The 12,477-nt window shown below is 75.5% G+C and carries 9 protein-coding genes; 7 read left to right on the forward strand and 2 right to left on the reverse strand.

Annotation, left to right across the window (positions count from 1 at the left end; all coding sequences use genetic code 11):
• Nucleotides 1-85: 85 nt before the first annotated feature.
• The 7 genes from ACZ7LY_RS26905 to ACZ7LY_RS26935 all read left to right on the forward strand — a co-directional run bounded on the left by ACZ7LY_RS26905 (nt 86) and on the right by ACZ7LY_RS26935 (nt 9,754).
• Nucleotides 86-5,302 (forward strand): HD domain-containing protein, encoded by a 5,217-nt coding sequence (locus ACZ7LY_RS26905; protein ID WP_471627295.1) that lies wholly within the window; start codon nt 86-88, stop codon nt 5,300-5,302.
• Nucleotides 5,292-5,615, forward strand: coding sequence for a hypothetical protein (locus ACZ7LY_RS26910; protein WP_471627296.1), 324 nt, complete (start codon nt 5,292-5,294; stop codon nt 5,613-5,615). The genes ACZ7LY_RS26905 and ACZ7LY_RS26910 overlap by 11 nt, the downstream gene beginning before the upstream one ends.
• Complete coding sequence (locus tag ACZ7LY_RS26915; protein ID WP_471627297.1) at nt 5,612-6,220, forward strand: hypothetical protein; 609 nt, start codon at nt 5,612-5,614, stop codon at nt 6,218-6,220. The genes ACZ7LY_RS26910 and ACZ7LY_RS26915 overlap by 4 nt, the downstream gene beginning before the upstream one ends.
• Nucleotides 6,221-6,245: 25 nt before the next feature.
• Nucleotides 6,246-6,968 carry a VIT1/CCC1 transporter family protein gene (locus ACZ7LY_RS26920; protein WP_471627298.1) on the forward strand — a complete coding sequence of 241 codons (723 nt, stop codon included), beginning with the start codon at nt 6,246-6,248 and terminating at the stop codon, nt 6,966-6,968.
• A 73-nt stretch (nt 6,969-7,041) separates the two neighbouring features.
• Nucleotides 7,042-7,932 (forward strand): sterol desaturase family protein, encoded by an 891-nt coding sequence (locus ACZ7LY_RS26925; protein WP_471627299.1) that lies wholly within the window; start codon nt 7,042-7,044, stop codon nt 7,930-7,932.
• A complete protein-coding gene (locus tag ACZ7LY_RS26930) occupies nt 7,929-8,603 on the forward strand; it encodes a lysoplasmalogenase (protein ID WP_471627300.1) in 675 nt (224 codons plus the stop codon). Before ACZ7LY_RS26925 ends, ACZ7LY_RS26930 begins: the two co-directional genes overlap by 4 nt.
• A gap of 107 nt (nt 8,604-8,710) precedes the next feature.
• Nucleotides 8,711-9,754 carry a zinc-dependent alcohol dehydrogenase family protein gene (locus ACZ7LY_RS26935; protein ID WP_471627301.1) on the forward strand — a complete coding sequence of 348 codons (1,044 nt, stop codon included), beginning with the start codon at nt 8,711-8,713 and terminating at the stop codon, nt 9,752-9,754.
• Nucleotides 9,755-9,781: 27 nt separating this feature from the next.
• Here the strand turns inward: ACZ7LY_RS26935 and ACZ7LY_RS26940 are convergent, their stop codons facing one another.
• Both ACZ7LY_RS26940 and ACZ7LY_RS26945 read right to left on the reverse strand, forming a co-directional pair.
• Nucleotides 9,782-10,837, reverse strand: coding sequence for a CopD family protein (locus ACZ7LY_RS26940; protein WP_471627302.1), 1,056 nt, complete (start codon nt 10,835-10,837; stop codon nt 9,782-9,784).
• A 246-nt stretch (nt 10,838-11,083) separates the two neighbouring features.
• Nucleotides 11,084-12,460 (reverse strand): CoA transferase, encoded by a 1,377-nt coding sequence (locus ACZ7LY_RS26945; protein ID WP_471627303.1) that lies wholly within the window; start codon nt 12,458-12,460, stop codon nt 11,084-11,086.
• Nucleotides 12,461-12,477: the final 17 nt, after the last annotated feature.

Genomic DNA, 12,477 nt, shown 5'->3' on the forward strand with positions numbered 1-12,477 from the left:
GCCGCTGATGGGCCCCTGTGGCACCCGGCCCCCTGTGGCATCCTGACCGCACGTGGAGGCGGAGGCCGCAGGGGAGGCCGGGGCTGTGGGGGAGAACCGACGGGCGCTGATCGTCGCCGTGCCGCGCTACGAACTCGCCGAGGAGTTCCCCGACTTGACGCCCGCCGTGCGCAAGGACGCCGAGACCCTCAGTGACGCGCTGCGCACCTCCGGATTCAGCGTCGAACTCCTCGGCCTCGACCCCGAAGGACCGGCGAGCCGTTCCCGTATCCGCAGCGCCATCAGCCGCGTCTGCTGCACCGCGCCCGAGGACGCGACCGTCCTCATCCACTTCACGGGTCACGGGCTCTCCCTCGGCGGCGCGGACCATCTCGTGCCCTGCGACGCCCAGTTGAGCTGGGTCGAGGACCCGCCCGCCGTCGACCGCGACACCCTCATCGGGCTCGACCTCACGGCGCTGCTCAAGGGCTGCCGGGCGGGCACCGTCCTGCTGACCGTGGACGCCTGCCGCGACCCGGCCCGCCCGCAGAGCGCGGCGAGCGGCGGCCCCGCCACCAACTTCCCGTCCTGGCGCGAGCGGGTCGCGGTGCTGTTCGGCTGCGGGCCCGGCCAGTTGTGCGGCAGCGACGACGAGGAAGGCAGCCACTTCACGCGCGCGCTCGCCGAGGCCCTGCACGCCGACACCCCGCCGCGCACCGTCGCCGACGTCATCACGTACACGACCGCCCGCACCACCGCGCTCGCCCGCGCCGCCGCCCACCACCAGACCCCGACCGCCCACTACGCGCCGAGCGGCCCCGACGCCGTCGCCCGCGTCGAACTGTGCGCGGGGCGCGTGCTCCAGGAGAGCTGGCGGGCCGCCGTGCGCGACCCCCAACTGTGGGCCGCCGTCCAGGGACCGGAGCCCCGCAAGGAGCAGATCCGGCAGGCGCTCGACCGGCTCGTCACCGAGTGCGCGCGCTGGAGCGCGGGCGGGAGAGCGGGCGTGCCCGACCCGTGGTACGACGACGACCATCCCGTACGCGTCCTGCACCAGGGCCTGCGCCCGCTCCTCGCCCCCTCCCGCACCGAAGGCGGGCCGCTGCTCGACGCGGGGGAGCTGGCGGTACTCGCCGCCGCGCCCTTCGTCCGGGACGCCGTACGCGCCATGGGCGTCAAGGAGACCGCAGCCGCCGAGCCCTTCCTGCTGCACCCGGCGCGCGGCGAGAAGGGGCTGCGGCCCGACCGCGCCGACCTGGAGCACACCTTCGCCGCGCACGCCCTGGCCTGGCGCAAAGGCCGGGAACTCATGGACCGGGGGCGGCACGAGGACGCCGAGGCCGTCGCCGCCTGGCTCCTGCACCGGCACGTCAGCGGCCGGGAGGAGCTGTGGACCACGTACGCCCCGCAACTCCTCGCACCGCTCGCCGAGGCGCTGCTCGGGCCCGACGCCCCCGCGGCCGGCGTCCGTGAGCTGACCGACGAACTGGTGCACGTCTGCCGCCACTTGGGCGTCCAGCCCCCGCGCCACGGCGACGACACGCAAGAAGCGCCGTGGCGCCTCGACACGCTCGTCGTCCACGGCCCGCACAGCGGCACCGAGCGCTGGCGCCCGCGCGCCCTGTCCTGGCTCGCCTCGCTCTCCGGCCTGCTCGGCGCCGACCTCACCGAACTGCCCGGCGTCCTCGTCGACAGCGTCGGCGTCACGGACGGCCTGCTGCCCGCCCAGGCCGTCGGCGCGGTCCGCGCCCTGCGCTGGACCAGGGACCCGTACACGCGCGCCCTCGACCTGGACCTGCGCTGCCCGCACCCCGCCGTGCACGCCGCGATGGAGACGCTGGCCGGCTGGGCCGACGAGGCCGTCCAGCGCATCCGCGCCCAGGCCGCCGCGCTGCGCCTGACCGACCTGCCCGCGCGTCTGCCCGACCGCGTCACCGGCGACCGGCTGCGCCCCGAGTACGACCCCGTCAGCAAGAGCGACGCCTACGCGACCCCCCTGATGCGCTTCGCGCTCGCCGAGGACGAGATGCGCGAACTGCTGATGGGCACGCAACTGTACGGAGACCGCACCGTCGCCCTGCGCGAGCTGTTCCAGAACGCGCTCGACGCCTGCCGCTACCGCCAGGCCCGGCTGCGCTACGGAAAGGCCGCGCGCGACATCCCGTACACCTGGCGGGGCACGATCGTCTTCCGGGAAGGCACCGACCCGGACGGGCGGCGCTATGTGGAAGTCGAGGACAACGGCGTCGGGATGGGCCGCGCCACCCTGCACGGCACGTTCGCCCGCGCGGGCCGCCGCTTCGAGCAGTCCCGCGCCTACCGCCAGGAGCAGGCCCGCTGGCGCCGGGCGGACCCGGACCTCGGCATCTACCCCAACAGCCGGTTCGGCATCGGCGTGTTCAGCTATTTCATGCTCGCCGACGAACTGCGCGTCGAGACGCGGCCCACGGACGAGTTCGGCCGCGCGGAGTCGGGACGCGGCCTTCGGGTGAACGTCGCCTCGTCCGGCAGCCTGTTCCGCATCCGGGACCGCGCGGAAGCCGTCCCGGACGGCGGCACCCGCGTCCGCCTCTACCTCCAGGGCGAACCGGTGGACGTGGCCGGGGAGTTGACGCGCATGGTGTGGCGCTCGGACTTCGCGCTGCGCGTCGAACGCGACGGCGAGACCGTGCGCGCCTGGGAACCCGACCGGCTGTACTACCACGGCGACGGCGAGACACCGGCGCGGGCCGGGCGGGACGTGTGGTGGGTGCCAGGCGGGGGAGAACTGCTCGCGGACGGGATCGTGGTCGCCCCGCGACGACCGGAGGCCCCGGACTGGGCGGACCCGCCGCCGTGGCCCGCCACCGGGCAGGGCGGCGCGTTCGCGCTGCCCCACGGCTGCGTGATCGACCTGCGGGAGAACCACGCCCCGGACCTCAGCACCAACAGGGACCAGATCCTCTCCTACGACGAGGAGTACGCGAGCAGGCTGATCGAGCGGGCCTGCGCGGACTTCGTCGCACCGGACTGGCTGTCCCTGGAGTGGCTGTGGGAGTTCGGCGAGGTGCGGCTCACGGGCGCCGAGCGGATCGCTCGGCGCCTGTGGGACGCCGACGCCCGCGTGCGCAGCGTCCGTACGGTGACCAGGTCGGCGTCGGTGCCGTTCCGCCAGGTCGGTTACGTGGCGGTCGACGGGGCGATGATCCGGGAACGGTTCGCCGGCCTGGAAGATTCACCGGTGGTCGCCTGGCGGGCCGCTGTGCTCAGGGACGCGGGACTGATGCCGACCAAGGACTGGGGCCGTCTCCCCGTGCCGCGTACCGTGGCGGGCTATCCGCGTCCCGACGTCCTGCGGGGCACGGGGCTGCGCGGGACATTCAGAGAAGAGGGGCTGGTCCAGTCCGAACTGCCCCCCGCAGGGCAGCCGTTGTCCCTCGGGAAGCTGCTCTCCCGGCTGCGCCGGTACGCGATCCTGGGCTTCGCGGTGCCCGCCGCCCGGGACCTGGACCGCGTGTACGCCACGGCCCTCGACCGGGTGGACCAGGGACTCGTGGGGAGCGACGAGCCACGATTCGGCCTCTTCGCCGACTGGATCGCCCGGGGACAGGGGGCCAGGCGGGGAGAGCGCCGGCTGCCTCCGCTCCAGGTCCTGCGGACGTTCTCCGCCGTGCCGGGGCTCCCGGTACGCGAGGCGCTGGCACGGGCCCGGCGCCTGGCCGCAGTGGGGTTCCTGCTCGACGTACCGGAGGAGGCGGAGCCCGCCCCCGAGAGCGAGGCCGTCGAGACGGCCGACCTGGACGTGCTCGCGTGGCACCCGCGCTTCGGCGCCGCGGGGGACCCGATGCGGTCACGGCCCTTCGGCAAGCGGCCGGCGGAGACCGCCTACCGCGAGGTGCTGGCCAGGCACGCGTGGCTGGGCCTGTCCGACGAGCCGATGGTGGAGGAACTGGGGGCCGAGGGCGGGGCGGTCGTTCACGAGGAGCGGCGGAGGCCGGGGTTCCGGTCCGCCGAGGCGCAACGCGTGCTGGAGACACTGGGGTTGCCGTACTTTTCGTCGAACCGTGAGGTCTCCCTGGCCGGGGTGGTCGTCGCCGCCGCCAACGCCTCCATGACCGTGGGCGAGCTGCTGGAGCGCCACGGCTGGGCCCTGGAGGCACGCGGCCTGACGTTCGCCGACCCCGAACCGGTCGCGGCCAGGGAGTTCAGCCGCCTCGAACTCGACCTGCTCGGCTCCCTCGACCGGTGGTCCTCCCGGGCCAAGCCGAAGCCGACGGAGTCCCTGACCCCCCTGCCCCTGCGGGAACTGGCGGTGAAGGTGCGGGAGATCGGGGTCGAGGACCGGCTGGTCGCGGCGGCCCTGGCCGACCTCGCGCCGCTCGGTCTCATCCCGCACGAGGCCGCCGGACTGGTGTCCGCCTGGCGCGCGCTGCCGCAGAGCGACATGGACCTGGTGAACGACCGCCTCGGCCGCACCAGACAGGACCCGTTCGGCACGAGCTACTCCATGGCGCCCGCACTGGAGGCGAAGCGCTTCGACTGGCCCTACGCGCTGATCGCGGCGGCCATGACCGACCGCCCCCTCGGCGAAGTCGCGCGACGCCTGCGCGCACTCGCGCCGCTCCTCGGCTTCACCGCGCACCTGGACCCGGGCCGCGTCCCCCAACTCGACGACGTCAGGCCCTCGGTGGCCGACCCCGCGGCGTGCCTGCTGCGCAGACAGAGCTGGGAGGGCGACGAAGGGTACGTCTGGCGGGAGAACCCCGATATCCCCGCTCTCATCGCCCACGCCCGCACCGCGCACCACACCCTGGGCGAGAGTCTGCGCGCCCTGAACCGGTACGCCCCGCTCGGCGGCCCCTGGCGCGATCACGGGGGCGAAGGCGGCTGGCGCGAGCTGCGACCCACCCCGCACGACACCGCCATGTTCGACGACTCGCTGCTCGGCGACCACCCCGTCGGCCCGCTGGAACTGCTGCGCGTGGCCGCCCGCTTCGGCTGGACGCTGGGCGACACCTGGGACCGCGTCGCCCTGTACCGCCCGCTCGGCGTGCACCTGCGCGTGGAGCGGCCTGCGGCGCCGGACGACGTGCCGGGCTGGCAGGACCTCATCGTCCTCAGCCGCCACCTCACCGGCCGGCTGCCCGCCCTGGAGGGCGACGTCGACGAACGGCATGTGGCGGTCGCCGCCCGCGAGGTGGGCGAGAGCACCGCCTGGGTGTACGACCTGCTCGCCCGCCGCGCACCGCTGTTCGGACTGACGCTGCCCGCCAGGTGCCCCGCCGAGCCCGCGCCGACCCCCGAAGCCCGTACGTACGACGAGGAGCAGCGCCGTGCCCCATGACCTCACCCCGTTCCAGGAGCGGGAGCTGACCTCCGCGGGCGCCTTCGACGTGCGGCGCTCCGAGGACGGCCGCTGGTACACCGTCACCGGGGAGTGCCCGATGTGCCGGGCCGTGAACGTGTTCCGCGTCGCGCACGGCGTACTGGGCCCGCCCAAGGCGCGCCGCCGGCGCGCGCCCGCTCCGCTGACCGGCGTGATCACCGTGTTCTGCCAGTGCGGCTACCCGCACCCGGACCGGCCCGCCGAGTCGCCCGACACCGGGTGCGGCGCCTTCTGGGACGTGGCCGTGCCGCCCGCGGGGACCGGCGCATGACCGACCTCACCAAGAAGCGGTTCGCGCAGCTCGGCCAGCAGCTCCAGCTCGGTCAACTGGCCGCTGTGCGCGCGCAGGCGGAGGGCTGGCGCAACGGCCTCGCCGGGCTCACGGGCCTCGTCGGCGCCGTCTTCGTCATCAAGGGCCGGGACTCCGTCGCCGGGCTCCCCGCGGGCTGGCGCTGGGCCACCGCCGCCCTCCTCGTCGCCGCGTTCGCGCTGCTGCTCGCGGGGGCGCTGCGCGCGGTCGGCGCCGCGCACGGCACACCCGGCGCCCGGGTCTGGCTGACCGGCGAACGCCTCTTCGCGGCCGTGCTCGACGAGGTGGAGCGCACCCAGGACGCCCTGACCGCGGCCCGCCGCCTCTCCGTCGCGGGCCTGAGCCTCGTCGTGGCCGCCGTCGCGGTGACCTGGATCGCGCCCGCCGACACCCCGAAGGCGAAGACCCCGGTCCCGTACGTGCGCGTGAGCACCGGCGAAGGACGGACGGTGTGCGGGGTGCTGGTGCGCGGCGACCGGCGCGGGGTGCGGCTGCGGCAGGGCGGCGATGTGCGCCGGATCGCGGCGGACGACGTACGTACGGTCGTGCCGGTCCGCGCCTGCTGACCCCCCGGGGTGTCATGCTCCCCCCGTGACTGAACCAGAGGCAACCACCGATCACGCCGAGGCGCACGGCGGGGCGCTCGGCGCGCGGCTCAACTGGCTGCGGGCCGCCGTGCTCGGCGCCAACGACGGCGTCGTCTCCACCGCCGGGCTCGTCGTCGGCGTCGCCGGCGCCACCGACGACCGCTCGACCCTGCTCACCGCCGGGCTCGCCGGGCTGCTCGCCGGGTCGATGTCGATGGCGGCGGGCGAGTACGTGTCCGTGTCCACGCAGCGCGACTCCGAGAAGGCCGCGCTCGCCATGGAGCGCCGCGAGCTGAAGGAGGACCCCGAGGCCGAACTGCGGGAGCTGACCGGTCTCCTGGAGGAGCGCGGCCTCAGCCACGACGTCGCGCGCGAGGCCGCCGAACAGCTCACCGAGCGCGACGCGCTGCGCGCCCACGCGCGCGTGGAGCTGGGCATCGACCCCGACGACCTCACCAACCCCTGGCACGCGGCCTGGGCCAGCTTCCTCGCGTTCACGGCGGGCGCGCTGCTCCCGCTGCTCGCCATCGTGCTGCCGCCCACCGCGTGGCGGCTGCCGGTGACCGTCGGCTCGGTCCTCGTCGCGCTCGCCTTCACCGGCTGGAGCAGTGCCCGTACGGGAAGTGCCGCCGTACGCCCGGCGATCTGGCGGAACGTCGGCGGGGGAGCGCTCGCCATGGCGGTGACCTACGCGGCCGGATCTTTGTTGGGAGCCGCCGGAGTCTGACCCTTTACCGCAGGTAATACTTGTCGGTAACCACCTCTAGCCGAGGCCCGCTCCCCGCGCTTACGGTGCACGCATGTCGTCGCCGAACCTGCCCGATGTCGTGCTGTGGTCGATACCCGCCTTCGTGCTGCTCACCATCGTCGAGATCGTCTCCGTACGCCTGCATCCCGACGAGGACGCCGCCGGGTACGAGACCAAGGACGCGGCGACCAGCATCACCATGGGGCTGGGGAGCCTCGTCTTCGACTTCCTGTGGAAGATCCCGATCGTCGCCGTCTACAGCGCGGTCTACGCCCTCACCCCGCTGCGCGTGCCCGTGCTGTGGTGGACGGTCCCGCTGATGCTGCTCGCGCAGGACTTCTTCTACTACTGGTCGCACCGCGGCCACCACGTCATCCGCATCCTGTGGGCCTGCCACGTCGTGCACCACTCCAGCCGCAAGTTCAACCTCTCCACCGCCCTGCGCCAGCCCTGGACCAGCCTCACCGTGTGGCCGTTCTACCTGCCGCTCATCGCCTGCGGGGTGCACCCGGCGGCGCTCGCGTTCTGCTCGTCGGCCAACCTCGTCTACCAGTTCTGGATCCACACCGAACGCATCGACAAGATGTGGCGCCCCTTCGAGTACGTCTTCAACACGCCCTCCCACCACCGCGTCCACCACGCCTCGCAGGGCGGCTACCTCGACCGCAACTTCGGCGGCATCCTCATCGTCTGGGACCGCCTCTTCGGCTCCTGGGTGCCCGAGGTCGAGCGGCCCGTCTTCGGCCTCACCAAGAACATCAGCACGTACAACCCGCTGCGCGTCGCCACCCACGAGTACGCCGCCATCGCCCGCGACCTCAAAGCGGCCCGTACGTGGCGGGAGCGCGCCGGGCGCCTCTTCCGCGGCCCCGGCTGGCAGCCCCCGCGCCCCGCCGAGACCCCGGCGCCCGCCGCGCGCCCCGCCACCGAGAGCGCCGCGTGAGCCGCGCCGGCGCCCTGCGCGCCGCCTTCCTCATCGTCTGCGCCGGCGACCTGCTCGCCCTCCTCGCCGGGTTCCACACCGGGCACGTCATCCTCAAGCCGCTGCTCATGCTCGTCCTCGCCGCCTACGCCGTCGCCTGCGACGCCCCCCGGCTGCTGGTGGCGGCGCTGCTGTGCGGGTGGGGCGGCGACGTGCTGCTGCTGTTCGGCAGTGACGCCGCGTTCCTCGCCGGGATGGGCAGCTTCGCCGCCGGGCACGTCTGCTACCTCCTGCTGTTCCGGCGGGCCGGCCGCCCACGCGCGCGTGCGGTGCTGCTGGGCGCCGGGTACGCCGTCGCCCTCGCCGCGACGCTGGCCTTCCTGTGGAGCGGGCTGCCGGCCGACATGCGCGGGCCCGTCGCCGGGTACAGCCTGCTGCTGACGGCCATGGCCTTCGGCGCGTCCCGGCTCGGGGCGACGGCGGGGGTGGGCGGCGCGCTGTTCCTGCTGTCGGACTCGATGATCGCCCTCGGCGTCGCCGAACGGCCCGCGCCGCCGCTGCCCGACTTCTGGATCATGCTCACCTATGTGGCGGCCCAGTACCTGCTCACCCAGGGCGCCCTCGGACGGCGGGCCCTGCCGCGGTCGGCGTACGGTGAAAAGCACGCGGCGACCCCGCGCGCCCTCTCCTGAGCAGCACGTTCCCGCGTGCGCCGTTCGGGAGCGGCACCCAGCACTCCCGTACAGGCACCCCCGTACCGGCACCCCCCGGCACGATCCGCACGAAGGAACACCCCCCCATGCGCGCCACCACCATCCACGCCCCCTACGACCTGCGCGTGGAGGACGTGCCCGAACCCGTCGTCGCCCTGCCCACCGACGCCGTCGTCCGCGTCCTGCGCGCCTGCGTCTGCGGCAGCGACCTGTGGGCGTACCGGGGCGAGTCGGAGCGCAGGCCGGGGCAGCGCATCGGGCACGAGTTCCTCGGCGTCGTCGAGGAGACCGGCGCCGAGGTGAGCGGCGTGCGGCGCGGCGATCTCGTCGTCGCGCCCTTCATGTGGTCCGACGGCGTCTGCGCGTTCTGCCGTGAGGGCCTGACGACCTCCTGCGAGCACGGCGGCTTCTGGGGCACGGTCGGCTACGACGGCGGCCAGGGCGAGGCCGTACGCGTGCCCTTCGCCGACGGCACCCTCGTCCGCCTGCCCGCCGACGCCATGGGCGACGACCGCCTCCTCGCCGCGCTGCTCACCCTGTCCGACGTCCTCGGCACCGGCCACCACGCGGCGCTCGGCGCGGGCGTGCGCGAGGGCGCCACCGTCGCCGTCGTCGGAGACGGCGCCGTGGGCCTGTGCGGGGTCCTGGCCGCCCGCCGCCTCGGCGCGGAACAGATCATCGCCCTCGGCCGCCACCCCGCCCGCACCGACCTCGCCCGGCGCTTCGGCGCCACCGACGTCGTCGCCGAGCGCGGGGAAGCCGCCGTGGAGGCCGTCAGGACCCTGACCGGCGGCCAGGGCGCCCACGCCGTGATCGAGGCGGTCGGCACCCGGCAGTCCATGGAGACGGCCGTGGGCATCACCCGCGACGGCGGCTCCATCGGCTACGTCGGCGTCCCGCACGGCAGCGGCACCGGACTCGACCTCGGCGTCATGTTCGACCGGAACATCGCGCTGCGCGGCGGCGTCGCCCCGGTCCGCGCCTACATCCCCGACCTGCTCCCCGACATCCTGGACGGCACGATCGACCCCTCGCCCGTCTTCGACATGACCGTGGACATCGAGGGCGTCCCCGACGGCTACCGCGCGATGGACGAGCGCACCGCCCTGAAGGTCCTCGTCACCAACTGACCGGCCGCCCGGCTGGGAACTGGCCGCTCACCAGCGGATCGGCAGCGGCACCGCCGTCAGCACCGCCGACACCGCCACCACCAGCGCCAGCACGACCAGTTCGGCCCGCGCGGGCGCGTACGCGTGCGTGCGGGCCGGCGCCCGGCGCAGCCGCAGCCGAGCCACCAGGGCCAGCACCGCGACGACGGCCACCAGCAGCACCTTCGCCAGCAGCGTCCGCCCGTACGCCGTCGTCGTCAGCTGGTCGAGGACCGTGCCCGGCGGCATCCGGCGCAGCGTGCTGCACAGGCCCGTCACCGTGATCCCCGCGAGCAGCAGCGCGGCCACGCGCGCGTAGCGGCACAACAGCGCCGTGCCCGCCTCCGGGGCCGTGCGCCGCGCCGCCCGCAGCCGCCGCAGCACAGCGAGCAGACCGCCCGCCCACAGCGCCGCGCACGTCAGATGGACCACCGTCAGCACCGACCCGAACAGGGCGCTGTCCTCGGTCGGGGGGTGCGCCCGCAGCGCCTCCGCGAGCACGATCACAGCCAGCGGCACGACGGCGGTGCCGGGCCGCCGGGAGCGGGCGCACCAGGCGGCGACGAGGAAGGCGTTGACCTCGACCAGCGCGATCGTGCCGTCCCGCGACCCGTACAGGCCGCCGATGTCGAGATCGCCGAGCCGGTGCGGGATCAGATTGCCCGCGGCAACCACCAGGGCCAGCGCGAGCGCCGCGAGGAACCCCGCCCACGACGCGTACGGCGACCAGGCGCGCGGCGCGGACACCAGCCGTGCACCCCGCGCGGACCCGAGCCGCGTCCCCGGCGCGGACCGGCGTGCCAGGCGCGCGGCGAACAGCTCGCCCGCCTGCACGCACACCGCCGCGAACAGCACCGTCCGCAGCACCGCGATGCCCCCGACCCCGGGCGCGGCGGCCTCGCCGGTGCCGGTGAGCGCGGCGCCGGGACCCAGCGCGGGGATCAGCACGGCGGCGACGACGAGGACGAGCGCGGCGACGGCACGCCCGGCCCCGGGCCCGCGCACGGGCGCCGCGTCCGCGGATCTGGGCGCGGGTATCTCGGTGGTCGGTGGAAGCGAAGTCACCCTGGGATCTTCACCAGTGGTCCGGGCAAGCGGCAAGCGCAGGGGAACAACCGGGGCGAAGCGCTCCGCCCGCAGGGGCACCCCACCGCCCCGGCCCGCCGCGCGCGCTCACCCCCGCTCGGCCTACACCGCCGCGTCCGTGCCCTCACCCCCGCTCGGCCCACACCGCCCCGTGCGCTCACTCCCCGCCCGGCCCACACCACCGCGCCCGCTCACCCCCGCCCGGCCCACACCGCCGCGTCCGGCTCACCCCCGCTCGGCCCACACCGCCGGGTCCGTGCCCCACGCGCCGGGCGGGCGCGCCCAGTTCGCCGGAGCGCCGTCGACATCGAGCGGCGGCAGCGCGTGCCGCAGCCGGCCCACCGCACTGTCCGTCACCGTCAGCCAGGCGGCCGGGTCCTTCGCGTCGTAAGGTTCGCCCACCACGCCGCCCGCCCCCGGCTCCAGCTCGCCGGTGAGCCAGTGCGCCGTTCGTGCGAGGGCGAACCGCAGCAGCCAGGAACCGCCCGCCCGCGCCTGCTCGGTGAGCGAGCGCAGCACCCCGGCCGCGATCAGATACCCGGTGCCGTGGTCGAGCGCCTGCGCGGGCAGCACACCCGGCGCCTGAGGCGTGCCCTCGGCCGCCGCGATGCCGGTCGCCACCTGCACGAGGCTGTCGAAGCCGCGCCGCCCGCCCCACGGCCCGTCCTGCCCCCACGCCGACAACCGCGCCACCACGAGCCCCGGCCGCCGCTCCACCAGCTCCCGCGCGCCGAGCCCGTACCGGTCCAGGGCGCCGGGCCGGTACCCGGTGACGACCACGTCCGCGCCCGCGAGCAGCTCCTCGAACGCCCGCCGGTCCGCCGCCGTGCCGAGGTCGAGCCGCGCCGAACGCTTCCCGAACCCGGTGTCGGCGTGCGCGTCCGGGTCCTCCGGCACACGGGGCGTGTCCACCCGCAGCACGTCCGCGCCCAGCAGCGCCAGCGTCCGCGTCGCCACCGGGCCCGCGATGACCCGCGTCAGGTCCAGGACCCGCACCGGCCGCCCCGCCGCCCGCGCCGGCGCCCCCGGCACATGCTCCCGCCCGATCAGCGGGCGCCGCGCGAGCGCCGCGCCCTGCGGGTGCGCCGCCCACTCCTCGGCGGTGCGCAGGGCGACCGCGAGGCCCCCGGCCGCGTACACCGTCTCCTCGACCTCGTACGCGGACCGCCCGGCCAGCAGTCGGGCGATTTCCTCGGGGCCCGCCCCCGGCCCGGCGCCGAGCGCGGCGAGCAGCCGGGCCCGGTGGTGCGGATAGTTCGCGTGGGTGCGCAGCCAGCCGTCGCCGGTGCGCCACATCCGCGACAGCGGCGCGAACGAGACAGGCGCCCGCCCGTCGATCAGCAGATGCCGTTCGCTGACGAACGCGGTGGCCACCGCGCCGTCGTCGACCCGCGCGGCGGGCACGGGCCCGCCGCGCCAGGCCGCCGTCCACTCGGCGGCGGCGAGCGCGCAGCCGCCGACACAGGAACGGGCGAGGTCCAGGACGGGCAGCCGCGCGGGCAGCGCGCCCGCGCGCGTGAGGTACGAGAGCCGGGGGAGCAGGGCGGGATCGCCGCCGAGCGCCGCCCACACCGCGGCGGTGCCGGGAGCAGCAGGAGTCATGTCCACACTCTGGCCCC

It is taken from the genome of Streptomyces sp. NPDC107550, assembly GCF_055639095.1.

Coding starts and splice junctions, on each gene's coding strand:
- ACZ7LY_RS26925 (WP_471627299.1), top strand. CDS start 7,042: ATGTCGTCGCCGAACCTGCCCGATGTCGTGCTGTGGTCGATACCCGCC.
- ACZ7LY_RS26935 (WP_471627301.1), top strand. CDS start 8,711: ATGCGCGCCACCACCATCCACGCCCCCTACGACCTGCGCGTGGAGGAC.
- ACZ7LY_RS26915 (WP_471627297.1), top strand. CDS start 5,612: ATGACCGACCTCACCAAGAAGCGGTTCGCGCAGCTCGGCCAGCAGCTC.
- ACZ7LY_RS26945 (WP_471627303.1), bottom strand. CDS start 12,460: ATGACTCCTGCTGCTCCCGGCACCGCCGCGGTGTGGGCGGCGCTCGGC.